The organism is Sphingomonas sp. PP-CE-3A-406, assembly GCF_003688625.1.
In the GTDB taxonomy this organism is placed as follows: domain Bacteria; phylum Pseudomonadota; class Alphaproteobacteria; order Sphingomonadales; family Sphingomonadaceae; genus Sphingomonas.
Genome location: NZ_RCWY01000003.1, coordinates 1,046,879 through 1,070,234, shown reverse-complemented (window position 1 = coordinate 1,070,234; position 23,356 = coordinate 1,046,879). Strand labels below are relative to the sequence as shown.

Sequence of the window (23,356 nt, the reverse complement as noted above, 5' to 3'; positions counted from 1 at the left end):
AACGCGCATTGGCTGACGCTGCGCGTTGTTACTCCGGACTTTCCAATTGGGCCCCGGCCTTCGCCGGGGTGGTGCTGTAAATTGGAAAGCAAACCCTCCCCTCTCGCCGGCTTGAAGGTGGTCGAACTCGCGCGGATCCTTGCGGGGCCGTGGGCGGGACAGGTTCTTGCCGATCTCGGCGCCGACGTCGTGAAAATCGAGAGCCCCGCCGGCGACGATACCCGCACCTGGGGCCCACCGTTCATCGACAACCCCGACGGCACGCGCGACGCCGCGTATTTTCATGCCGCCAACCGTGGGAAGCGGTCGGTCGTTGCTGACTTTACGACCCCTGATGGCCAGGCGATCGTCCGCGACCTGATCGCCGACGCCGACGTCGTGATCGAGAATTTTAAGGTCGGCGGTCTCACCAAATACGGCCTCGACTACGCGGTGCTATCCGCGATCAACCCGCGGCTCGTCTATTGCTCGATCACCGGGTTCGGCCAGGACGGCCCCTATGCCCCCCGCGCGGGTTACGACTTCATCGTCCAAGGCATGAGCGGGATCATGGACCTGACCGGCGAGCCTGATGGCGCGCCGCAGAAGATCGGCGTGGCGTTCGCCGACATCATGACCGGGCTGTATTCCGTGATCGCGATCCAGGCGGCGCTGGCGATGCGCGAGCGGACCGGCAAGGGTCAGCAGATCGACATGGCGTTGCTCGATACGATGACGGGGGTGCTCGCCAACCAGGCGATGAACTGGTTCGCGAGCGGCGTGTCGCCGACGCGGGTCGGGAATGCGCATATGAACGTGTGTCCGTATGCGGTGTTTCCGTGTGCCGATGGGTGGTTCATCCTCGCGGTCGGCAATGACGGCCAGTTTAGGCGGTTCTGCGACGCGATGGGCTTGCCCGAGATGCGCGACGATCCGCGGTTCGCGACCAATGCCGGGCGGTTGGCGTTCACGGACATCTTGTTCGCGGGGATCGAGGCGGCGACGTCTCTGGTGCCTAAGCTCGAGTTGCTGGCGCGGCTGGAGGCGGTCGGGGTGCCTGCCGGGCCGATCAATACGGTCGCGCAGGCTTTCGATGATCCGCAGGTTATCGCCCGGGGGATGGCGATCGAAGTCGCGCGGCCGGATGGGTCTCTGGTTCCGGGGCTGCGTACGCCAATCCGGTTTTCCGAGGCCGATCTCGCGACTGGGCGGGCGGCACCGATGCTGCCACGTCCGTCATCCTGACGAAAGTCAGGACCCAGAGCCACTAGCGCAGACATGCGTGGCTCTGGATCCTGGGTCGAGCCCAGGATGACGGATGGGGGTTAGGCCGCGACCTCCGCCACCGGCTTCCGTGCGTAAAGCCCGTATGCCAGGATCAGCGCGTAGCAGATCGCCGGGAGCAGCAGCGCGAAGTGCAGGCTGCCCGACTTGTCCGCCAGCATGCCCGTCAGATACGGGACGATCGCGCCGCCGACGATCGCCGTGGCGATCACGCCCGAGCCTTCCGCCGCACGCTTGCCGAGACCTTCGGACGCGAGGCTGAAGATCGTCGGGAACATCACCGCGTTCATCAGGCCGATCGCCAGCAGCGCCCAGCCCGACACTGCGCCCTCGGTGTTCGCCGAGATCAGGATCAGCGCCAGCGTGCCCGTCGCGACGCCCGCGAGCACCTTGCCGGGCGACACCTTGTTCAGCACGTACGCGCCGATGAACCGGCCGACCAGCGCGCCGCCCCAGTAGAACGGCACATGCTTGCCCGCCGCGACGTCGCTCAGGCCCATCACGCTCGGCTGCATGAGATAGTTCACGATCAGCGAGCCGACCGCGACTTCGGCGCCGACGTACAGGAAGATGCACGCCGTCCCCATCGCGAAGCGCGGGCGCTTCAGCAGCGTGAACGCGTGGAAGATGCTGCCAGTCTGGTCCTGCTCCTCGTTGAGCCGGTTGCGACGGGTCCACACCACCGCCGCGACGATCAGCAGCGCGATCGCGAGGCCGATATAGGTGTGCACGACGGTCCGCGACGACTCCGTCCGGTACGCGTCGAGCGCGGCGCCGGTGAGCGTCGAGGAGTCGACCGTCGCCAGCCCGCCGAGGATCAGCGCGGAGCCGACATACGGGAAGATGGTGGTGCCGAGCGAGTTGAACGCCTGCGCGAACGTCAGCCGGCTCGAGGCGGACTTGGGATGGCCGAGCGCCGAGATCAGCGGGTTGGCGACGACCTGCACCACGGTGATGCCTGCGCCGAGCACGAACAGCGCGAACAGGAACATGCCGAAGCTCGCCTGCCCTGCGGCGGGGATGAACAACAGGCAGCCTGCGGTCATCGTCACGAGCCCGATCGACGCAGTCCGCATGTAGCCGGCTTTGCGGACGATCGCGGCGGCGGGGATCGAGAACAGCGCATAGGCGAGGAAGAACGCCGACTGGACCAGCATCGCGGTCGCGTGGTCGAGCGTAAACAGCTCCTTCATCTTGGGGATGATGATGTCGTTCAGCGAGGTGATGCCGCCAAAGATGAAGAACAGCGCAAACACGAACACGCGCAGGTCGGGCGCGTCGTAGCCGTGGCTGGCGTCGCCTCCGGCTGCTGCGGTGGATTTGGTATCGACGTGCATCGTATTGCGCCCTCTCGCGGTATTTCCGCGCGACATAAGCCGGGGTGGCGACGCGTGGCAATGCCGCGTGGTGCGATCCGTCACGTCAGGCTAGGACGACGGCATGAGCCGCTTCACCGTCAACAACGAGCCGATCGAATACAAGCTCGACAATGCTACGCCGCTGCTGTGGGCGCTGCGCGATGCGTCGAACCTCACGGGGACGAAATATGGCTGCGGCACCGGGCAGTGCGGCGCGTGCACGGTCGATATCGATGGGCGCGCGATGCCGAGTTGCCGCGTGCCGATCGGCTCGATCGAGGGGGCGTACGTCACGACGATCGAGGGGCTGTCGCGTGAGCGTAACCACCCGGTACAGCTGGCGTTTATCGCGGAGTCGGTGCCGCAATGCGGGTTCTGCATTCCCGGGATGATCATGGCGGCGGCCGCGTTGCTGAAACGCAATGCAGACCCGAGCGAAGCGCTGATCCGCGAGCAGATCACCAACCTGTGTCGGTGCGGGGTGTATCCGCGCGTGGTCGAGGCGATCCAGCGCGCCGGGCGCGCGATGCGCGGGGAAGAGGTGATCCCCGCCGGGCCGCGACCGGGGATCGATCCGGCCGACTCGGCGCGGCTGGTGCCAGCACTGGTGCCGCCGCCGGCGCGGTAGCGCGCGCTTCAATGCCAAGCATGTTCTCCCGCGAAGGCGGGAGTCCAGTCTGGGCTCCCGCCTTCGCGGGAGAACAAGTAAGAGCGCGATGTGTGCGTTGGTTAGGCCGCCCACCCAACCGTCGCCAGCATAACCGCCGCTACCCCTGCTGCACCACCCCGGCGAAGGCCGGGGCCCAATTGGAACGTCCAAGGTAATTGGTCGCGCGCCTTGTTACTCGCCGCCCCAATTGGACCCCCGCCTTCGCCGGGGTGGATGCTTCAAAGACGTAGCGACGTATCCGACCTAAACCTGTCTGATCGCTGACGAACGCATTCAGCCTCTCCACATAGCGGAAATCCTAGACCCGACCCATCATAGGAGCCGGCTCGTGCGCCGGCAGTCGAGGACGACGGCGATGACGGGCAAGTTTCTCAAACTCTTGATGGCGGCCTCCGCGTTGGTGCCGGCGACCATGATGGCAACGACCGCCACCGCCCAGCAGGTCGATCAGGACCGCGGTGACCGCCGCAATGATGGCCCGCGTCAGGATCGTGGCCAGCGTCCGGATCGCGGCGATCGTGGCCCACGTCCGGACGGCCAGGCTTTCCAGCAGCCGCGTCCCGACCGCCCCGCCACGCCTGACCAGGCCCAACGCCCGCAGCGCGCCGATCTCGGCACGCAGCCGCAAGTCCGCGGCGACCGCCCCGACGGTCAAGGACGTCCCGATTGGAATGGCCAGCGCGGAAACGGCCAGGGCTGGAACGGTCAGGCTCGTCCCGACGCGCAAGCTGGCCAGAACCGCCCTGACTGGAACCGAGGGCAAGATCGCCCCGGCTTCGACCGCGGCACCCAGCAGGCGGATCGCGGCCAATTCGATCGCAACGGACGCGGCGACTGGCGCAACGACGGACGCAATGACGGACGGGGCGACAACCGGGGCGACTGGCGCAACGGCGGTCGCGACGGCTATCAAAACCGCCAACCCAACCGCGCCTATGGCAACGTCCAGGGCTATGGCCGGGGCGGCTACAACCAGGGCCGTTACAACCAGGGCGGCGCATGGAACCGTGGCTGGCGGAACGACAACCGCTATGCCTGGAGCAACTACCGCGCGTCGAACCGCGGCGCCTACCGCCTCCCGCGCTATTATGCACCGAGCGGCTGGGGGTCTGGCTACCGTCGCTTCAACGTCGGCTTCTCGCTGAACCGGATCCTCTACAACCAGAATTACTGGATCCAGGACCCGTACACCTACCGCCTGCCCGAAGCCTACGGCCCGTATCGCTGGGTGCGCTATTACAACGACGCGTTGCTGGTCGATCTCGACAGCGGCCGCGTGGTCGACACGGTGTACGACATCTTCTGGTAGGTTCCGGCCTGCCCGTCACGCAGTAACAGGGGAGAGCCCCGCGGTGATTTTGATCGCCGCGGGGCTCTTGCGTTTTGAAGGCGCTTCGCCAAATCCTGCGGCGTGGGTATCTTTTCAAAAGCCAAGAGGGTCGATCCGGCCGCGGCACTTCGCCAAGCCTTCGGATCGCAGGTCGCCGCGCGCCTCGACGCCAATCCCGCGGTGCAGCGCATCGCGATGGACACCGTGCAGTTCTATTATCAGGACAAGTTCCTCGATCCCGCAACCTGCAAGCGGCTGATCGCGGTGATCGATTCCAAGCGGCGGCCGTCGACCTTGCTCTCCGATCGCCCGAACAGCAGTTTCCGGACCAGCGAGAGCTGCGACATGGATCGCTGGTCGCCCGACGTGCAGCCGACCGACGAGGCGATCGCCACGTTGCTTGGCATCGACCTGCTGCACGGCGAGACGATGCAGGGCCAGCGCTACGCCCCCGGCCAGCAATTCCGCGCGCACCATGATTATTTCCACGAGTCCGAAAGCTATTGGGCCAAGATGCAGGAGCAAGGCGGCCAGCGCACCTGGACCGCGATGGTGTTCCTCAACGACGTTCCCGAGGGCGGCGCGACGTGGTTCCCGCAGGCCGGCGTGAAGATCGCGCCGAAGCGCGGCATGCTGCTCGCGTGGAACAACATGAACCCGGACGGGACGCCCAACGGGCTGACGCTGCACGAGGGCATGCCGGTGGTGGAGGGCGTGAAGTACATCGTGACGAAGTGGTTTCGCGAGCGGCCGTGGATCAAGTGAAGGGGCGCTGACCGTTGCGTCTCGTGCGCGATCGCGTCCCCCCTTCCGTTCGTCCTGAGTAGCCGTCGAGTAGCTGCCTCAGCAGCGTATCGAGACGGCGTATCGAAGGACAGGTTGGCACACGGAACCCATGCTTCGATACGCGCCCTCGGTACGCTTCTACGAAGCTACTCGGTCGCTACTCAGCACAAACGGAGGGAGTTGGACACATCCAAGGCCATGCCACCGTCATCCTGACGAAAGTCAGGATCCAGAGCCACACGTGTTCGCGCCGTTACTCTAGGTCCTGACTTTCGTCAGGATGACGGCCTAGTAGACGGCGAGCGCGCGTTCAGCCCCCTCGCCGCTCGACAATCCCTCCACAGCCACTACGTCCAAGGCATGACAGTTCTCGGCGTAACCTCGTCCATCCTCGGCCAACCCTGGCGCTGGCGCGCACTCGCGGCAGACGGCCGGGACGGTTTCGGGGGTGACGGTTTCGGGGGCGGTTCGGGCGACGACCTCGTCACCCAGCTCCTCCTCGCCCGAGGCTGCCCCCGCGACGCGCTCGACGCGCACCGCACGCCGTCGATCCGCGCATTCATGCCCGACCCGTCGATCTTCCGCGACATGGACCGCGCCGCCGAGCGCCTCGCCGACGCCGTGCAAGCCGGCGAACAGGTCGCGATCTTCGGCGATTACGACGTCGACGGCGCCACCTCCGCCGCGCTGATGGTGCTCGTCCTACGCGACCTCGGCATCGAGGCCCGCCCCTACATCCCCGACCGCCTGCTCGAAGGCTACGGCCCGTCGGGCGAAGCGCTCGTCCGCCTCGCCGGCGAAGGCGCCACGCTGATCGTCACGGTCGATTGCGGCGCGCAGGCGTTCGACGCGCTCGACGCCGCCCGCGACGCGGCAGTCGACGTGATCGTCATCGACCACCACAAATGCTCGACCGCGCTCCCGCACGCGCTCGCACTGGTTAACCCCAACCGCCTCGACGAGACCGAAGGCGCCGCGCACGGCCACCTCGCCGCGGTCGGCATGTGCTTCCTCGCCGCCGCCGCGCTCGTCCGCACGCTCCGCGCGCGCGGCTTCTTCAAGGACCGCGCCGAGCCGAAACTGATCGACCTGCTCGACATCGTCGCGCTCGGCACCGTCGCCGACGTCGCGCAGCTTCGCGGCCTCAACCGCGCGTTCGTATCGCAGGGCCTCAAGGTCATGGGCGCGCGCAAGAACATCGGCGTCGCCGCGCTGATCGAGGCGTCACGCCTAACGCGCAACCCGACCTGCACCGACCTCGGCTTTGCGCTGGGCCCGCGCATCAACGCCGGCGGCCGCGTCGGCCGCGCAGACCTCGGCGTGCGCCTGCTCACCACGCAGGACCCCGACGAAGCCCGCCAGATCGCCACCGAACTCGACCGCCTCAACGAAGAACGCCGCGCGATCGAGACCGCCGTGCAGGAGGCCGCCGACCTTCTCTCCAGCCGCGACCGCGCGGTCGCCGTGGTCGCAGGGCATGGCTGGCACCCCGGCGTGATCGGCATCGTCGCCGGTCGCCTGAAAGAAAAGCTCGGCCGCCCCGCGATCGTCATCGCGATCGACGAGAACGGCATTGGCAAGGGTTCCGGCCGCTCGATCCCCGGCGTCGACCTTGGCGCCGCGGTGATGGCCGCCCGCGAACACGGCCTGCTGGTGGCGGGCGGAGGCCACGCGATGGCCGCCGGCCTGACGATCAGCGAAGCCGCGATCCCCGCCTTCACCGACTTCCTCGAAGAACGCCTTGCGACCGCCGTCGAACGCTCGAACGGCGACCGAGCCCTGCTGCTCGACGCAGTGCTGGCAGCGGGCGGCGTCAACCCCGGCCTCGTCGAATCGATGGAAGCCGGCGGTCCCTACGGCATGGGCTGGCCAGCCCCCCGCGTCGCGATGGGCCCGGTCCGCGTGATCAAGGCGGACGTCGTCGGCAACGGCCACGTCCGCACGATCGTCGCCGGCGACGACGGCCGCAGCATCAAGGCGATGGCGTTCCGCTCGGCCGAAAGCGCGCTAGGCCAGGCGCTGCTAGGGGCCGCCCCCCACCGCAAACTCTGGCTGGCGGGCCGCGCGAAGATCGACGACTGGTCCTCGCGGCCGTCGGCTGAATTACACGTCGAAGACGCCGCCTGGGCTGATTGAGGGGTTGACGCCAAAGCGGCTTCCTTTTAGGCGCCTCCAACCACGCAGGCCCCTTCGTCTAGCGGTTAGGACGCGGCCCTTTCACGGCTGAAGCACGGGTTCGATTCCCGTAGGGGTCACCATCATCGGCTTTTCAAGCAATGATTGGTGGGTGAAACGAGCGTGTCTCATGGTTTCATTTCCCAGACGATGTTGGCCAAATACGCCTCCTGCCAGGTAGGCGCAGTTCGCTGCGGGTGATGGATAAAGCTTCTCGTAATCCGCGATGGGTTCGCGACGCTGATCGTCGGAGCGGGTAGCGGCGCGGGCGTGGGCCGGCCCGAACAGGTGACCAACCATGTCGCCGCAGTCAGCCTTCACCTACGCCGGAGTGCCACGCTCGATGCGGTGAGCGGTGGCAGCCTGCCGTTTCTCTACGCCTGTTCGATCCTGTCGCGCGGAACCAGATCATCTTCGGTCGCAGCGATGTTTAAGGCTAAGGGTCCAGGGCCAAGGCCAAGGCCAAGGCAAGATGGTCTGGCTGGTGGCCTGGGATATCACCAAAAATCTGTACCCGTCCGGCTCCAATCGACACGCGTCGCGTTTGAGGGTGTCCGGTCAGCGGCACGTTCTGTCGCGGCACGCCGGCACGGGGGTATCATGCGGATCGGAATCATCGGTGCGGGAATGGCCGGCCTGTCCTGCGCGCACGCGCTACGCAGCCAGGGTCATAACCCGATCCTGTTCGACAAGGGCCGCGGGCCGGGTGGCAGGATGTCGACGCGCCGGGTCGATACACCGCTGGGAGAGGCGGCGTTCGATCACGGCGCGCAATATCTGACGGCACGCGATCCCGCGTTCGTGGCTCAGGTCGAGCGCTGGGCGCACGGTGGCCACGCCGCGCGCTGGTCGCCCGCAGGGCTCGATGCATGGGTCGGGACACCGGCGATGAACGCGCCGATACGCGCGATGGCGGCCGATTGCGACATGCGTTGGAACACCGCCATCGCCGGTCTCTGCCATGACGGTGGATGGCGGATCGGCGACGAACGGTTCGACGCGGCGATCGTCGCGGTGCCGGCGGAGCAGGTCGCCCCCCTGATCGCGGACTATGACGGTACGTTGGCCGATGCGGCCCGCGCCGCGGTTTCCGATCCGTGCTGGACCGTCATGGCAGCGTTCGATGGCCCGGTGCCGACCGATTGCGATCGACTTGCGGATATCGGGATCATCGCATCCGCCGTCCGCAACTCGGCCAAGCCGGGACGGACCGGACCGGAGGCCTGGGTGCTACAGGCCAGTGCCGGCTGGTCGCGTGCGCACCTCGAAGACGAGCCGGACACGATCGCGCGGGCGCTTCTCGCGGCGTTCGCGGATCACATCGGCGCGGGGTCGCCCACCATCATCGCCACCAGCGTCCACCGCTGGCGGTATGCGAAGACCGGGACGTCGGCGCGCGGTGCGTTCTGGAACGCGGAGACTCGGCTGGGCGCCTGCGGCGACTGGCTGCTCGGTCCGCGGATCGAAGCCGCCTGGCTGTCCGGGCAACAACTCGCGGCGTTCGTCGGACCTGCGAGATGACTCGGCTTTCAAACCGATGGGCTGCCGAGTGGCTGAGTCGTTAATTCACGCGTCCTCAAAGCGTGGATAACGGTCCGGCTGCGTTCGGATAGCAGGCGAGCTCCGCTGGCATTCCAAATACGATCAATTCGGGAGACAGCGACTTCGGCACGCATGCCATTCCAGTCACGGACATGACGGCGTGGATCGGCGCAAACCTGACCGCGGACGCGACGTGACAGGCGGCGCGGGACGCGGGACCGATCGTCAGCCAAGCGCGGCTGCTGTTCTCGAGCGATTACCGCTGGCCAGCGCTCAAAGCCGTGCCGCCAGCGAGAACAGGACCGATCGGGGCGCCCCAGGTGAAATCCACAGCGCGCTGTAACTGCTCTGCGCGTAGGTCTGGTCGAGGATGTTGTCGACCTCTACGCGAGCGGTCAGTTGTTTGGTCAGGGGATACGCGATGCTCGCCTTGGCCTTCACATAGCTCGGCAGTCGCAGGTTACCGCCATCGAGAGCCGCGGCACGCGCGCCGACATAGGTTCCGCCCGCACTCAGCGCGAGGTCGCGAGCCGCGAGAGGAACCGTCGCGAACAGTTGCAGCGTGCCGGCGTGACGCGGCACGTTGAGCACATCGGCACTGGGGAATGCAGGATCGCGAGCGGCAGCATCCGTGAAGGCGTAGTTGCCGATCAGCCGCACGCGTGGCGCCAGATCGACTTCGCCATCGAGTTCGATGCCGCGCGACCTGATCCGTCCCACCGTCGCGAGGAAGTTCACGTCGACCGGATCGGTTGCGAGGATGTTGCGCTTGGAGACATCGAACCAGCTCGCCCCAACGCGAAGCGATGCCAGGACCAGCTTGGCGCCGACTTCGTAGCCACGGCCGGTTTCGGGCGCGAACGCGTCGCCCAGTCGTCCGACGCTCGAATTGGCACGCGAGCCCTCGCCCCAGTTCGCGTGGAAGGCGAACCGGGGATCGGGACGGTAGCGAATGCCGGCGCGAAACTCGATCGGATCACGCTCCAGACGGCTGAGCTGCCCGGACAGTCGATTGTCGATGCGCTGGTCGAGGTGCTCGTAGCGCAGGCCCCCGACCACGCTGAGCGAGTCGGTCAGGTCCCACATATCCTGACCGTAGACGGCAACGGCTTTACGGCGTTCGTTGGTCGCGGTGAACGGCGTCAGCGGCCCGGCGACGCCCCCGTAGACCGGGTCGAAGACGTCGATCGGGTAAGGCTGGGCAGCGGTCGGCCGGAACCGCGTCTGGAAGGTATCGAAGTCGAGATCGTAGAGCGTCACGCCCATGCTCGGTCGATGCGTGCCGAAGGCCGTGACGGTGCCACGGATTTCCGCCCGCCCCGACCAGTCGGTCAGGTTCCAGTCGCGGAGGCGGCGCTGACGGCGAACCGTTCCATCCGCCAGCAGCGTCGACGCTTCGCTGGAGAAGCCCCGGATGCGAGCGTCGCGATAGGCCGTGCCGCCGACGAAGGTCCAGCTCCCGCCCAGACTTTGCTCCAGCGTCAGTTCGTGTCGCCAGTTGCTGGATGACACGCGCCCGTCGCCGGGTTCTCCGAGAAAGCGATCGCGCGGGACGGCCTCGCTATTCCCGTTGATCGCCGGGATGCCGCGGTCGAACGGCGCGCGGAACTGAATATATTCGCCCTGGTACGTCAGCGTGGTGCCGTTCATCGGCCGCCAGCTTACCGATGGTGCGAACAGGCGCCGCCTGAGATCGACATGGTCGCGAAAGCCGTCGCTGTTCTCGATCGCGCCGACCAGGCGGATCGCGAACGTCGAGGACAGCGCCGATTCGACATCGCCTTCGAGCCGATAGGTGCCGAACGAGCCCCCGCTCGCCGTCAAATTGCCGCCGTTCCGAAATCGCGGCTTCTTGGTGACCACGTTGATCACACCCGCCGGATCCACCGATCCGAACACCGCACCCACCGGCCCCTTGAGCACCTCGATCCGTTCGACATTGGCGGGGTCCCGCGGCGGTCCGAAGCCACGATTGGCGAGGAAGCCGTCGACGAAATACTCTGCCCCCGTGTCCGGCGTGCCGAGGAAACCGCGGATCGCGTAATTGTCGCGCAGGCCGCCGAGATTGTTCTGCTGCGAGATACCGCTGACCAGCTCCAGGGCATCGGCCAGGCGGCGCACGCCGTAGTCGTCCAGAATACTGCGATCGAGCGCGATGCTGGCCTGCGACATCCGCTCGGTCACGATGTCTGACCCGCTGGTGCGATCAAGGCGACGCTGGCCGAGCACGACGATGTCGTCGACCGTGGGATCACCCCCCTGCCCCGCGTCCTGCGCAAACGCCGGCGTCCCCGAACAGGCCATCGCGCAGAGCGCGGCACGCGCGACGCGGCTCCGGCGTGACGAGCGCGTTCGCTCCCAATACTGCGCCGCGTTCGACACTGCCCTGACCACCATTGTTCCAATCTCATGCAGAAACGCAAAGCCGTCGGGCTTTGCGTTACGATACATTGTCTCATAAACGGCGGAGGGAGTGGTGCAAGATGAAACTATGATGACACGATCATGAAGAATGATACGGGCGGTGCGCGGGCGCCGGTGTACCCAGGTTGGCGGGCTTTGCGCTGTCCGTGACAGGAACACGAACGACCGGCCCAACTTTTGGCCTGCTCGACGACATCGCCATTTCACGCGGCGCCTCTCGCGGGGCGGCACGACCAACCTCGATCCCGCACGCGCCACCCGCGGCAAACTGGTCGTTCGCAGCCCTAGTTCAGCTCGCGATTGGCTTCGAGGACGGCGATCACCATCGTCTTGAATTGCGCGACGATCCGGTCGGTCAGCGGCGGTTCGAGCGCGATCGCCAGCCGTATCGCATGGCCGGCGAGCTCGGTGATGAGCAACGCCGCCGACAGGATCTTGTCGCGGTCGGACGACGACAACAGGATCATCATCGGTGCGACCATGAAGTCGGCGGTCGCGCGCGTGTCGATCACGTCGAGCCGACGCAGTTCGAGATCGGCCTGCGCACCCGCCCACACCGCGATCGCCTCGGGATGGCTGCGATAATGGCTGACATACGCGTCGATGATCCGGTCGACCGCCTGTGCGATCGTCGGGCGCCCGCCATGATCCTCGAGCAGCGCATGCACCTCGGTCCGCAGCAATGCGCCGACCTTGTCGAGGTTGCGCAGCACCAGCGCGCGCAGGATCGCCGGCTTCGACGGGAAATATTGATAGAGCGAGCCGATCGAGATCTCGGCGCGGCGCGCGACTTCGCGCATCGCGAGGTCCTCGGGGTTCTCGGTGAGGAGCAGGTCCTGCGCCGCGACGAGGATCGCCTCGCGGCGGCGCATGCTGCGCTCCTGCATGGGTAGGCGGCGGGGTTCGACCATAACGCCGTCGCTCTGGCTCACCCAGGTGCCAAACGCAAACCGGCGTTGGTCGTTCGCCCGCTCACCCGCCGATCGCGAACAGCTGGTCGAAGAAGCGATTGACGAACTTGCCCTCGGGATCGGCATCGCAACGTACGGTCAGGAAGTCGGACAGCCGGGGATACAGCGCATGCGCCGCCCTGAAATCGAGCGTGTGACGCTTCGCCCAATGCGGACGACCGCCGGCATCGCGCAGGATTGTCTCGAGCGCCGCGAACGCCTTCTGCCACGGCATGCCGGCATATTGATGCACCGAGATCGACAGGCACGGCCCGGCATGGAACGGGCTCAGCCAGATATCATCGGCGGCGACGGTACGAACCTCGAACGGGAAGGCGAGCGGCAGCCGCGTCTGGCGGACATAGCGGAGAGCCTCGCGGAGCGTCGCCAGCCCGTTCGCGCGCGGCACCTCGTATTCCATCTCCTCGAAACGCACCGTCCGCTCCTGTGCGAAAATCCGATAGGCCGGGCCGACACGCCGTTTGGGCCCGCCGATCGCCTGCATCATCCCGCGCTGCAGCTTGGGGATCAACCCCGGCACACGGCGCGAAATGTTGCACGCCAGCCGGAAAGCCCCCTCGTTGACGTCGTTGGCGTGGCGGTAGGGACCTTCGGGCTCGACCGGATGCAGCCGCTTGAGGATCACGTAGTCGGCATAGGGAAAGACCCAGAACTCCATATGCCGCGACGCCGCAGTCAGTTCGTCGAACCGGTCGAGTACCGTGTCGAGCGGCCAGCGTTCGACGCGTTCCTCGAGGTGATAGGCGGGCAGCACCGCGAGCCGCATCGCAACGACGACGCCGAGCAGCCCGAGACCAAGACGCTGCGCCTGGAACAGCGCGGGCTCGGTCTGCGCGTCGCACGTGACGAGCGTGCCGTCGGCGCGCATCAGGCGGACGCCGGTCACCTGCGTCGAGATGCTGCCGAGCGCCTCGCCGGTCCCGTGCGTGCCGGTGCCGGCGGCGCCTGCGAGCGACTGCGGGTTGACGTCGCCTTGGTTGTAGAGCGACAGCCCCTCTGCCCACAGCGCGTCGGTCAGGCGTGCGAGGCTCCAGCCCGCGGGGGCCCAGGCCGACCGGCGATCCGCGGCGACCTCGATCCCGCCTTCGAGATCGGCAAGCGACAGCAGCGTCCCCTCGGTCTGGCACAGCGGCATGAAGGAATGCCCTGCCCCGACCATCCGCACCTGCCGCGCCCCCTTGACGACCTCGGCCAGTTCGTCGAGCCCGCGCGGACGCGCGATCGTGGCGGGGCGCGCGACGACGCTGCCCGACCAGTTGGTCCACTCGGTCATGATCGGTCTTTCGATTGCACGGCAAACGCAGGGGACCCCACGCGCCGGAGTAGGGGAAGCAGCAGCACGATGCCGCCGGTGACGATGAGCAGCCCGGCACCGAGCGTGAGGCAGCCACGGACGTCGCCATCGCTGACGCTCAGCGCCGCGACGCTCGGACCGGTCGCGCACCCCAGCAGCAGTGCCGCCGACCCGAGCATCGCGGCGCGGTGCGTCGGGTCGACATCGATCAGCAGCCGGGTGAAATACGGGCTCGCGAACGCCCAGAGCATCCCGAAGCCGATCGCGGTCGCCAGAAATGCGGTCCGACCGGGCAACGTCGCGAATATCGCCGCTGCGACGATCAGCGCCGCGGTCGCGCCGATCAGCACGAACCGGCACGGCCAGCGCTGGACCGTGGCCGCGCCCAGGATGCCGCCCGCGACCTGTCCGGCAAGCGCGAGTACCACCGCAAGGCCGCCGGTGCCGGACGAGAGTCCGGCCTGATGCGCGAGCGGTTCGAGATAGATCCAGATGCCGAGGATGCCGGCAAAGAAGCAGAACGCGGCCGCGAGCGCGAGCCATCCCCGGATATCGGGGAGTCCCATGCCGTGGTTTGCGGCGAACGGCGCCAGCCGCACCGGCGTCCCCATCGCGACGATCGCGACCGGCACGCCGAGCGCGGCGATCGCGAAGAACCCCGTCGCCGCGCCGTGGTGCTGCGCGACCAGGCCGCTGATCACCGCCGCGCAGGCCAGCTGTGCGACCGTCTGGATCGTCAGATACATCCCGGCCTGGCGCGCGGGTTGCGCCGATCGGACGATCATCGCGGTGACGATGCCGACCAGCATGCCGCTGGGCGCGCCGGCCAGCGCGCGCAGCAGGATGACGGTGCCGCCGGTCGCGCTGGCAGTCGCGACGTCGAGCACGATGATCGCCATCACGCTGGCCAGCGCGAGCATGCGCGGCGCGATGCGTTCGGTCAGGAACCCCGCCGCCCCCGCCGCGAGCCCCATCGTCACCAGCTCGGCCGTGGCGGCCAGCCCGAGCTGCGCCGCGGTCAGATGCCCCTCCGCGACCAGCGTGCCGAGCAGCAACGGTGCGAGGCCCGCCATCAGGACGCCGTACACGCCGACGACGAACGCGGCGACATAGGCCGAGCGGGCCGTATCCGGCGCGATCATCGATAGTTCGCCCGCAACGACAGACCAAAGGTCCGCGGCCGTCCGACGACGACCGCATCGAAGCCCAACGCAGGCAATGGCGTGATGTCCGAGATGACCGGCACGTCGAAGACGTTGCGGACCCACAGCGCGACCTCGTAGCGATCCTTCGCGAACTGCCAGCCGATCCGCCCGTCGACGAAGGCGCGCGCGCGATCGGTCAGCCGTGCGTCGTTGGACGTGTTGAAGAACACCTTGCTCCGATAGGAGACATCCGCGCGCGCGACGATCGCGCCGGTCGCGATCGGTTTGCGATACTCGGCGCTCCCCTGCACGCTGATCTTGGGCGCCGAGGGCAGTCGGTTGCCCGAATAGTTGGCACCCTGCGAAATGAAGTCGCGATAGGTCGCGCTGAGCAACGAGGTCGAGGCGCTGAGGTTGAGCCCATCGACCGGTCGCGCGGTCAGTTCGAGTTCGGCACCGTAGATCCGCGCGGCCGAGGCGTTGGTGAAGAGCTGCGTGGTGATCAGCCCCTGGACCACCGACGTGTAGACCTGCAGATCCTCATAGTCGTAATAGAAGGCCGATACGTTCAGCCCCAACCGTCGGTCGAGCCACTGCGTCTTGGCACCGACTTCATACGCGTCGACCGTCTCGTCCTTGTAGGGCCCGATCAGCGAGGGGTCCTGCGCGAAGCCGCTGAAGAAGCCGCCGCTCTTGGTGCCGCGATTATAGCTCGCATAGACGTTGGCGGCGTCGCTGAAGCGATATTGCAGCCCGGCGCGCCCCGACCACGAGCCGAACGTCTTGGCGTCGGCATAGGTGAACAATGGGATCGTTCCCCCGGCCGCCTCGGCGCGATAGTCGAAACGCTTGCGATCGGCGGAATAGCGCAGCCCGCCGGTCAGCGTCAGCCGCGGCGTGAGATCGAAATCGAGCTGCCCGAAACCGGCATAGCTGTTCGTCACCTGTCGCGACGGCCACGCGAAGTCGCCGATCCCCGCGACGAGGTCGACCCCGCTCGGATTGTCGGGCGTCGGCGCGCGTAATACCGGCAGCACGTCGAGCGACGACTCGTTGCGGATCAGGTCGTGCGCATAATACACGCCGGCGACGTAGCGCAGCCGGTCGTGGCCGTCGGACTGCACGCGCAGTTCCTGGCTGACCGTGTCCTGCCGGGTAATGTATGAGGCGGCGACGACCGGTACCGGGCTGGCGTCGGTATCCTCCTGATCGTTGCGGCTGGCATGCTGAAACCCGGTCACCGCGATCAGGCTGACCGGCCCGAGATCGATCGACAGCGTGTTGCCGGTGCCGAACAGGCTGACCCGGTCGCGCCCTTCGAAGCGATAGGCCCCTTCGTACAGATTGCGGCTGGTGTTGGCGTAACCCAGGATGTTGGTGCACTGGCCCGAGGTGTAGAAGGCGGGCGTGCACAGGCCGTCGGCTCCGGTCGCCGCCGCGGTCTGCGGAATCAGTGTGCGCGCATAGGCCTGGAGCGATCCGCCGGTCGAGCGGCTCGCATTGACGGTGAGATCGTCAGTCACCGTGCTCGACGGCGTCAAATGGACGCTGCCGCGCAAGGCCCAGCGGTCGACGTTGTTGCCGCGGTTGCCGGTCAGCGTGTTGCGCATGTACCCGTCGTCGCGCTGATACAGACCGGCGATGCGAACCGCCGCCAGGTCGGCCGCGACCGGCGCGCTGATCCCGCCCTGCAGCGTCACCGCGTTAAACCGGCCGTAATCGAGCGACAGATCGGCTTCGGGCGTGTTGCCCGGCTGGCGCGTGGTGACGTTGATCGCGCCGCCGGTAGTGTTGCGGCCGTACAGCGTTCCCTGTGGTCCGCGCAGAACCTCGACCTGGCCGAGATCGAAGAACGCGTCGCGCTGCGCCAGCGTCGAGGCGACATACACGCCGTTGACGTAGATGCCGACCGCGCTCGCCGTCGCCGGGTTGAAATCGTTGAGGCCGACGCCGCGGATGAAGATGCGCGGGTTCGCGCCATTGTCCGCCGAGCGGATCTGGAGACCGGGAACACGGCCCGACAGGTCGAGCACGTCGGCGATGCGGCGTTCACGCAGGTCGTCGCCGGTGATCGCGGTAACCGCGATCGGCACGTCCTGGAGGCGTTCGGACCGGCGCTGGGCCGTCACGACGATATCACCGTCCCCGGGCGCGGGCATGGGCGCAGGCTTGGAAGGCTGGTCGGCCGCGGCCTGCTGCGCGTGCGCCTCCGCCGATAGGGCGAGCGCGACGAGGACCACACTATGGTGCAAGATAGACCGTTTCATCGTCATCCCCTTTTTTTGCGTTGGCGTCGGTCCTCGCGGGTCCGGTCGACGGCCCGCCTGTCGTTGCAGGTCAGAAGAAGCATTGCCCGTCGCCGCGATACGTCGCGACGCGGTCGACGATGTCATCGCCGCGAACGAGCAGCAGCGTGTCGAACCGCTCGCACAGCTCCCCCGCCTTGGCGTGACGGAAGAAGACGGGCGCACCGAGCGGCAGCGCGTCGGCGGTGGCGAGCCGCACCGGTGTCTGCACCTCGCCGCCGCCCTCGTTGTCGATCAGCGTGGCGCCGGTCGGCAGCCACGGCTTGGGCAGGCGATCCGGGCCGATCGGACCGGACGCGGGATAGCCACCGCCCGCACAGGTCACGATCCCGGGTGCCGGGCGACGCGTCACCGGCAGCGCGAAGCCCGCCGCGGGCTCGCCCAGCGTGACCACATAATGATCGAAGAGCCCCGGCAGATAAAAGCCCGACCCCGCCGCCAGCTCGGTGACGCTCGGATCGCGCGCGGTGCTTTCGAAGCTGCCGGTGCCGCCGCCATTGACGAACCGCAGGCGATGCCCCGCCGCCGTCAGTGCCGCGACGATCGCGCCGCGCCGCCGATGCACGTCGCGGATCGAGCGCGCCTTGAGCGTCCGGATGATGCGGTTGCGCACCCGCTGGCCGGGCACCGCGTCGTTGAGCCCGGCGATCTGGCCCTCATAACCCATCACGCCGTCGAGCCGCAGATGGCGCCGCCGGGCGATGGCGTCGGCCAGCGCGAGCGCCGCCTTCGCGGTCGCGACCGGCGACCGATAGACACCGAAGCGCAAACCGGGAAAACTGGTCGAGGCATCCATGTCGATCGCCACCGCGAGCGAGGTTCCCGCCGCCGCCGCACAGCGATCGATGACGTCGAGCTGCGCGGCATCGTCGACCATCAGCGTGATCGACGCGCCGCCCTGCACCGCCGCCGCGACGCGCGCGATCTCACTCGGCTCGACCGTCGGATAGGCGACGACGAGATCGTCGAACCCCTGCGATGCTAGCCAGGCCGCCTCCGCCGGCGAAAAACACAGCAATCCTTGCAGATAGGGGAACCGGTCGAGCAGATAGCGAAGCACGCCCACCGACCGGATCGACTTGGTGACGAGCCGGACCGGCACTCCCCGCGCCCGCATGCCCAGACGGTCGGCATTGCGATCGAGCGCGTCGAGATCGACGAATGCTGCGGGCAGACGCACCGAGCCCAGCGCATCCGCATAGCGCCGATAAGGATCGGACGTCGGCGTACCAGCAACTGCCGGCGCGAGCCTGTCGCGGTCGTCCATAGCGATCCTCTCCCTCATGCCATCGACCTCTTTAGCGAGTCGATGTGATCATCCTATCAACCTTAATATAGATAGCTATACCTAAATATGATCATCGCTCTTGTTAGGTAACAGCGTTCGCCATACGATCGAAGGAAGTCGTCGAGACGCTAGGAAAGGATTGCCATGACCCCCGAAGTGCAGGCGTTGCGCACTGCGTTCGATCGCCAACATCGCGCCTCCCGCGACGAGGTCGCGGCAAGTGCGCCGATCCGTCAGGCGTTGCTCGATTCGCTGCACGGACTGCTCATCGAGGGACGCGCCGCATTGGTGGAGGCGATCTCCGACGATTTCGGCGGGCGGTCGAAGACCGAAACCGACATCCTCGAGATCGTGCCGCTGATCACCGCGATCGGCCATAGCCGTGCACGCCTGAAGACATGGATGCGCGACTCGCCGCGCCGCGTCGACCTCAGCCTGCAACCGGGCACGGCGTGGGTTCGCTACGAGCCGCTCGGCGTCATCGGAGTGATCGCGCCCTGGAACTATCCGTTGTTCCTGACGCTGGGACCGGCGATCGATGCGCTGGCGGCAGGCAACCGCGTGATCGTCAAGCCATCCGAAGCCTCCCCGGCGTTCGCCGCCCTGCTGGCACGCCTCGTGGCGGACCGGTTCGACGCCGATCGCCTGACGGTCGTGCAGGGCGGCGTCGCGGTGTCGCAGGCCTTGTCGGGACTGCCGCTCGATCACCTCGTCTTCACCGGATCGACCGAAGTCGGGCGCCATATCCTGCGTGCCGCCGCCGATCATCTGACGCCGGTGACGCTCGAACTCGGCGGCAAGTCGCCGGCAATCGTCGCCCCCGATTTCGCGATCGACCGCGCCGCCAAGTCGATCGCCTTCGGTCGCTATCTCAACGCCGGCCAGACCTGCGTCGCACCCGATTACGCGCTCGTGCCCGCCGCCTCGGCGCGCCGGTTCGCGGACGGGGTGCTGTCTGCCGCCGTGCACCGCTATCGGACGATCGAGCGCAACGGCGACTACAGCAACATCATCGACGCGCGGCACCACCAGCGGCTGACCGACGCGATCGAGGAGGCGCGACGCGGTGGTGCGGAGATCCTCACCCATCCCGCGCCAGCCCCGACCGGGCACCGGATCGCGCCGACGGTGGTGCTCGGCGCGCCCGACGACTGCACGCTGATGCGCGAGGAGATCTTCGGCCCGGTGCTCCCGGTGAAGCCCTATGACACGCTCGACGCAGCGCTGGCTTTCGTCCGCGCCCGCCCGCGACCGCTCGCGCTCTACTGCTTTGCGGATGGCGCGGCGACGCAGCGCAGGATCCTCAATGGCGCCACATCGGGCGGCGTGACGATCAACGGCACGCTGCTTCATGTCGCGCAGCACAGCCTGCCGTTCGGCGGCATCGGCGCCAGCGGCATGGGCGCCTATCACGGCCGCGACGGCTTCTTCCGGTTCAGCCATGCTCGCGCGGTGCACAAGGCCGGGCCGATCAACATGTTCGAACGGATCGGCCCGCCCTGGGGCACTGCCGCACGGCTGACGATGCGGCTGGTGGCCGGGCTGAAGCCGCTCGGCGACGGCCGGTGATCTTCGCGGGCAAGGTCGTGCTGATCGTCGGCGCGTCGAGCGGCATGGGCCGCGGTGTCGCGCGACGGCTAGCCGCGGAAGGCGCAACGATCGTCGCGACCGCGCGACGGGCCGGCGAACTGGAAAGCCTCGCGGCCGAGATCGCGCTCGACCGTGGTGTCTGCATCATCCACCCCGCCGACGCACTGCGCGAAGACGAAGCCGCTGCGGTCGTCGAGGCGACGATCGCCCGGTTCGGTCGCATCGACCTGCTGCTGATGAACGTCGGCGGCGCTCCCGATCTCGACCTGCGGACGATCGGCGTCGGCGCGGTCAAAGACTATATGCGGAGCAATTACGACGTCTGCGTCAACTACCTGTTTCCGGTGCTTCACCATATGATGCGCCAAGGTTCCGGCATGGTCGCGCATACCAATTCGCTCGCTGGTCTGATGGGCGTGCCGCTGCAAGGGCCGTATTCTGCCGCCAAAGGCGCGATGCGACTGCTGATGGACACGTGCCGCGTCGAGTTCGCCGATCACGGTATCCGATTCATCAGCATCTATCCCGGCTTCGTCGCCACGGCGCGAACGCAGGCGCATGCCATGCCTTCGCCGTTCGAAATCTCCGAGCAACGCGGCGTCGCACATATCGTCCGCGCGCTCCGCACCGAGCGAAGCGACTATCGCTTTCCGGCTGCGATAAGCTGGCTGGTGCGCATTGCCACCGTCCTTCCCCAGCCGATCGTGACGATGCTGCTTCGTCGGCGCCTGCGCGCGGCACGGACATGACCCGCCGCCCGGATTTGCGACACGTCGCCTGCCCGACCCGGCGACGCCCCCGCGCGCGCGTCTCCGTCCGCAAACGGTAGGACTGGACATACCGGCAACGGCATGGTTGTCGCGGCTGATGGCCAGCATGACCCGGTATCGTCGACGGTGATTCTCCAGCTCGATCTCCTGTTTCGCGGTGGTGCGATCGGCTTGCTAATGCTGGCGGCGGTGGTGTTCGCGCGGTCGCCGGCGTCGTTGCCGAGTCGGTTCGGACTGGCGCTGACGCTGTGTACGGTGGTCGGTACGCTGGCGGGGTTGCCGCATGCGCCGACCGCGTTCGATCCGCTGCTCGATATGAGTTCGAGCGCGGCGATCCCCCTGTTCTGGCTGTTCGCGCGCGCCTGGTTCGACGATGCGTTCAGACCCAAGCCGATCGATATGGCGCTGGCGGCGGCGTTCCTGGGATGCACGCTGTATGTCAGCCTGCAGGGGCGCGGACTGGCCGCGCCGATCCGTGGGCTCGATATCGCGGTCTATCTGGGGGGAATGGCGTTTGCGATCCATGCGCAGTGGCTCGCATGGCGGAATCGGCAGGGCGATCTGGTCGAGGCGCGGCGGCAGGCGCGAACGATCTTCGTGGTGTCGATCGGGCTCATCATCCTGTGGCTGCTGGGCAGCGAGATCGTCGGTCGCGCGACCGGCGAACTGGCCGTGTCTGGAATGACCGCCGCCGCCGGGCTGTTCATGGGCACGTTCGTGATCAGCGCGCTGCTGTTCGGATTGCGCCACCCTGAGGTTTTCCTGAGCACGGACGCCACCCCGGTGGTCGGCGAAGTTCCAGCCGTCGCGGCGCCCGAACCGCTCGACGTCGGTCTCGGCCAGAGCCTGGCGGCGATGATGACGCAAGACCGCGCCTACCGCGATCCCAACCTGACGATCGGGATGATCGCCGCGCGCGTCGAGACGCCCGAATACCGCGTGCGGCGGCACATCAATGGCGGGCTCGGCTATCGCAACGTCAGCGACTATCTCAACGAACACCGGATCGCCGAAGTCCGCAGCGCGCTCGCCGACCCCTCGCAGAAGGACGTGCCGATCCTGACGATCGCGATGGATGCGGGGTTCGGCAGCCTCGTGATGTTCAACCGGGTGTTCAAGGACCGTCTCGGCGAAACCCCCAGCGCGTTTCGACGGCGGCACCTGGACGGCTAGCGAAGCCGGTTCTCAAGCGTCAGAACCGGTCGTTTTCAAAATTGACTGGTCGGTTTCGAGGATCGGCAGGCCAGGATCGCCTCGGATCGGCAGGGCGACCGCGTTCACAACGGGACGCGACGATGCCGATGATTTCCACTGCCCCGACCGGGCTGCCGAGCAAGCTGCCGACCAGGCTAATTACTGCCGGTCTGACCCTCCTCGCCTGCGCCGGCTGTTCCTCAGAACCGATCGTATCGCCCAGATCCGACGCCACGCTGGTCGACGTGGTCACGATCCATCACGCCGGCGGACAGACCGCGACGTTCGACGGCGTGCTGCGCCCGCGCCGCGAAATCGCGCTCGGGTTCAAGACCGGCGGCCGGGTGCTCGCGCTGAACGTACAGGTCGGCGATCACGTCCGCGCCGGGCAGGTCCTCGCCCGCCTTTCGCACGCCGAAGCGATCGCAGATAGCGGACAGGCGCGTGCCGACCTCGCTGCCGCGACCGCCGAGGCGATCCGCGCGGGCGACGCGGCGCGGCGTGCCTCTGGGCTGGACGGAATCGGCGCGCTGTCGGCAGCTGAGGTCCGCGACCGCGCGCTGGCAGCGAGCGCCGCTGCGGCCAAGCGCGATGCGGCGCGCGCGGCGTTCGACCACAGCCGAGCGACGCTCGCCGACGCGGTGCTGATCGCCCCAGAGGACGGGGTGGTGACCGAACGGGCGGTCGAATCCGGGACCGTCGTCGATGCCGGCACCACCGTCGTCAGGCTGGCCACGGGCGGTCCCGAAATCGAGGTTCGCCTGCCCGAGCGCGTGCAGGTTGCCAGCGGGACGATGGCGGATGTCAGCTTCTGGTCTGCGCCCGACACGATCGCCGAGGCGCGACTGAGACTGGTCGGACCGGCGGCGGACGGCGCGCTGCGGTTGCGGACCGCGCGGTTCAGCGTGCTCGGCGATGTGTCTCAGATCCCGTTCAACAGCTCGGCGACGCTCACGCTGCGGATGCCCGATCCGAAGGCGACGATCCGCGTGCCGCTGACCGCGCTCGGCGCACGGGGCAACCAGCCGCACGTCTGGTCGCTGTCGAGCGGCGGCGACAAGGGCAGCGGCGGGGCCGGCAAGGGCGGCGACCGCGTCCACCGCCAGCCGGTGCATCTGGTCGAACTGCGCGGCGACGACGCGATCGTCTCGGGGCTGTCCGATGGCCAGCAGATCGTCGCAAGCGGTGGCGACACGCTGTCGGAAGGGCAGCGCGTCGTCATGGCCGGCCTCGTCGCGGGCGGCAACTGA

17 protein-coding genes and 1 tRNA gene are annotated in these 23,356 nt (G+C 67.5%); 11 read left to right on the top strand and 7 right to left on the bottom strand.

Annotated elements, in window-relative coordinates; genetic code table 11:
* The first annotated feature begins 81 nt into the window (after positions 1 to 81).
* Positions 82 to 1,224, top strand: a complete 1,143-nt coding sequence (locus tag C8J44_RS16830; RefSeq protein WP_183128818.1) for a CaiB/BaiF CoA-transferase family protein — start codon at positions 82 to 84, stop codon at positions 1,222 to 1,224.
* An 80-nt stretch (positions 1,225 to 1,304) separates the two neighbouring features.
* Here C8J44_RS16830 and C8J44_RS16825 read toward each other — a convergent pair whose 3' ends face one another.
* Positions 1,305 to 2,600, bottom strand: coding sequence for a sugar MFS transporter (locus C8J44_RS16825; RefSeq protein WP_060527449.1), 1,296 nt, complete (start codon positions 2,598 to 2,600; stop codon positions 1,305 to 1,307).
* A gap of 103 nt (positions 2,601 to 2,703) precedes the next feature.
* Here C8J44_RS16825 and C8J44_RS16820 point away from each other — a divergent pair, with 103 nt between their 5' ends.
* From C8J44_RS16820 to C8J44_RS16795, 6 genes are all read left to right on the top strand, one after another.
* The gene (locus C8J44_RS16820) at positions 2,704 to 3,249 is read left to right on the top strand and encodes a (2Fe-2S)-binding protein (RefSeq protein WP_060527450.1); all 546 of its coding nucleotides are present in this window, start codon (positions 2,704 to 2,706) and stop codon (positions 3,247 to 3,249) included.
* Between the two features lie 397 nt (positions 3,250 to 3,646).
* On the top strand, positions 3,647 to 4,600 hold the full coding sequence (locus tag C8J44_RS16815) for an RcnB family protein (RefSeq protein WP_121905368.1): 954 nt from the start codon (positions 3,647 to 3,649) through the stop codon (positions 4,598 to 4,600).
* Positions 4,601 to 4,702: 102 nt separating this feature from the next.
* Positions 4,703 to 5,386, top strand: coding sequence for a 2OG-Fe(II) oxygenase (locus C8J44_RS16810; protein WP_121905367.1), 684 nt, complete (start codon positions 4,703 to 4,705; stop codon positions 5,384 to 5,386).
* Positions 5,387 to 5,767: 381 nt separating this feature from the next.
* Positions 5,768 to 7,543, top strand: a complete 1,776-nt coding sequence (gene recJ, locus C8J44_RS16805; protein WP_121905366.1) for a single-stranded-DNA-specific exonuclease RecJ — start codon at positions 5,768 to 5,770, stop codon at positions 7,541 to 7,543.
* A gap of 47 nt (positions 7,544 to 7,590) precedes the next feature.
* Positions 7,591 to 7,665, top strand: a tRNA-Glu gene (locus C8J44_RS16800).
* A 517-nt stretch (positions 7,666 to 8,182) separates the two neighbouring features.
* Complete coding sequence (locus tag C8J44_RS16795; protein WP_121905365.1) at positions 8,183 to 9,103, top strand: NAD(P)/FAD-dependent oxidoreductase; 921 nt, start codon at positions 8,183 to 8,185, stop codon at positions 9,101 to 9,103.
* A gap of 294 nt (positions 9,104 to 9,397) precedes the next feature.
* On the opposite strand, the gene C8J44_RS16790 is transcribed toward C8J44_RS16795, so the two are convergent.
* The 6 genes from C8J44_RS16790 to C8J44_RS16765 all read right to left on the bottom strand — a co-directional run bounded on the left by C8J44_RS16790 (position 9,398) and on the right by C8J44_RS16765 (position 18,531).
* Positions 9,398 to 11,521 (bottom strand): TonB-dependent siderophore receptor, encoded by a 2,124-nt coding sequence (locus C8J44_RS16790; RefSeq protein ID WP_183128817.1) that lies wholly within the window; start codon positions 11,519 to 11,521, stop codon positions 9,398 to 9,400.
* Positions 11,522 to 11,832: 311 nt separating this feature from the next.
* Positions 11,833 to 12,420: a TetR/AcrR family transcriptional regulator gene (locus C8J44_RS16785; protein WP_183128816.1), complete on the bottom strand. Its 588-nt coding sequence runs from the start codon at positions 12,418 to 12,420 to the stop codon at positions 11,833 to 11,835.
* Positions 12,421 to 12,520: 100 nt separating this feature from the next.
* Positions 12,521 to 13,792 carry a D-arabinono-1,4-lactone oxidase gene (locus C8J44_RS16780; RefSeq protein ID WP_121905362.1) on the bottom strand — a complete coding sequence of 424 codons (1,272 nt, stop codon included), beginning with the start codon at positions 13,790 to 13,792 and terminating at the stop codon, positions 12,521 to 12,523.
* The gene (locus C8J44_RS16775) at positions 13,789 to 14,955 is read right to left on the bottom strand and encodes an MFS transporter (RefSeq protein WP_121905361.1); all 1,167 of its coding nucleotides are present in this window, start codon (positions 14,953 to 14,955) and stop codon (positions 13,789 to 13,791) included. Before C8J44_RS16775 ends, C8J44_RS16780 begins: the two co-directional genes overlap by 4 nt.
* Positions 14,952 to 17,225, bottom strand: a complete 2,274-nt coding sequence (locus tag C8J44_RS16770) for a TonB-dependent receptor (RefSeq protein WP_121905360.1) — start codon at positions 17,223 to 17,225, stop codon at positions 14,952 to 14,954. The genes C8J44_RS16775 and C8J44_RS16770 overlap by 4 nt, the downstream gene beginning before the upstream one ends.
* A gap of 70 nt (positions 17,226 to 17,295) precedes the next feature.
* Positions 17,296 to 18,531 (bottom strand): amino acid deaminase/aldolase, encoded by a 1,236-nt coding sequence (locus tag C8J44_RS16765; protein ID WP_121905359.1) that lies wholly within the window; start codon positions 18,529 to 18,531, stop codon positions 17,296 to 17,298.
* 165 nt (positions 18,532 to 18,696) lie between these two features.
* Here C8J44_RS16765 and C8J44_RS16760 point away from each other — a divergent pair, with 165 nt between their 5' ends.
* From C8J44_RS16760 to C8J44_RS16745, 4 genes are all read left to right on the top strand, one after another.
* Complete coding sequence (locus C8J44_RS16760) at positions 18,697 to 20,121, top strand: coniferyl aldehyde dehydrogenase (protein WP_121905358.1); 1,425 nt, start codon at positions 18,697 to 18,699, stop codon at positions 20,119 to 20,121.
* Complete coding sequence (locus C8J44_RS16755) at positions 20,118 to 20,891, top strand: SDR family oxidoreductase (RefSeq protein ID WP_121905357.1); 774 nt, start codon at positions 20,118 to 20,120, stop codon at positions 20,889 to 20,891. Before C8J44_RS16760 ends, C8J44_RS16755 begins: the two co-directional genes overlap by 4 nt.
* A gap of 102 nt (positions 20,892 to 20,993) precedes the next feature.
* The gene (locus C8J44_RS16750) at positions 20,994 to 22,085 is read left to right on the top strand and encodes a helix-turn-helix domain-containing protein (RefSeq protein WP_121905356.1); all 1,092 of its coding nucleotides are present in this window, start codon (positions 20,994 to 20,996) and stop codon (positions 22,083 to 22,085) included.
* A gap of 122 nt (positions 22,086 to 22,207) precedes the next feature.
* Positions 22,208 to 23,356: an efflux RND transporter periplasmic adaptor subunit gene (locus C8J44_RS16745; RefSeq protein ID WP_121905355.1), complete on the top strand. Its 1,149-nt coding sequence runs from the start codon at positions 22,208 to 22,210 to the stop codon at positions 23,354 to 23,356.

Coding starts and splice junctions, on each gene's coding strand:
- C8J44_RS16825 (WP_060527449.1), bottom strand. CDS start 2,600: ATGCACGTCGATACCAAATCCACCGCAGCAGCCGGAGGCGACGCCAGC.
- C8J44_RS16820 (WP_060527450.1), top strand. CDS start 2,704: ATGAGCCGCTTCACCGTCAACAACGAGCCGATCGAATACAAGCTCGAC.
- C8J44_RS16815 (WP_121905368.1), top strand. CDS start 3,647: ATGACGGGCAAGTTTCTCAAACTCTTGATGGCGGCCTCCGCGTTGGTG.
- recJ (WP_121905366.1), top strand. CDS start 5,768: ATGACAGTTCTCGGCGTAACCTCGTCCATCCTCGGCCAACCCTGGCGC.
- C8J44_RS16795 (WP_121905365.1), top strand. CDS start 8,183: ATGCGGATCGGAATCATCGGTGCGGGAATGGCCGGCCTGTCCTGCGCG.
- C8J44_RS16790 (WP_183128817.1), bottom strand. CDS start 11,521: ATGGTGGTCAGGGCAGTGTCGAACGCGGCGCAGTATTGGGAGCGAACG.
- C8J44_RS16785 (WP_183128816.1), bottom strand. CDS start 12,420: ATGCGCCGCCGCGAGGCGATCCTCGTCGCGGCGCAGGACCTGCTCCTC.
- C8J44_RS16780 (WP_121905362.1), bottom strand. CDS start 13,792: ATGACCGAGTGGACCAACTGGTCGGGCAGCGTCGTCGCGCGCCCCGCC.
- C8J44_RS16775 (WP_121905361.1), bottom strand. CDS start 14,955: ATGATCGCGCCGGATACGGCCCGCTCGGCCTATGTCGCCGCGTTCGTC.
- C8J44_RS16770 (WP_121905360.1), bottom strand. CDS start 17,225: ATGAAACGGTCTATCTTGCACCATAGTGTGGTCCTCGTCGCGCTCGCC.
- C8J44_RS16765 (WP_121905359.1), bottom strand. CDS start 18,531: ATGGACGACCGCGACAGGCTCGCGCCGGCAGTTGCTGGTACGCCGACG.
- C8J44_RS16760 (WP_121905358.1), top strand. CDS start 18,697: ATGACCCCCGAAGTGCAGGCGTTGCGCACTGCGTTCGATCGCCAACAT.
- C8J44_RS16750 (WP_121905356.1), top strand. CDS start 20,994: ATGGTTGTCGCGGCTGATGGCCAGCATGACCCGGTATCGTCGACGGTG.
- C8J44_RS16745 (WP_121905355.1), top strand. CDS start 22,208: ATGCCGATGATTTCCACTGCCCCGACCGGGCTGCCGAGCAAGCTGCCG.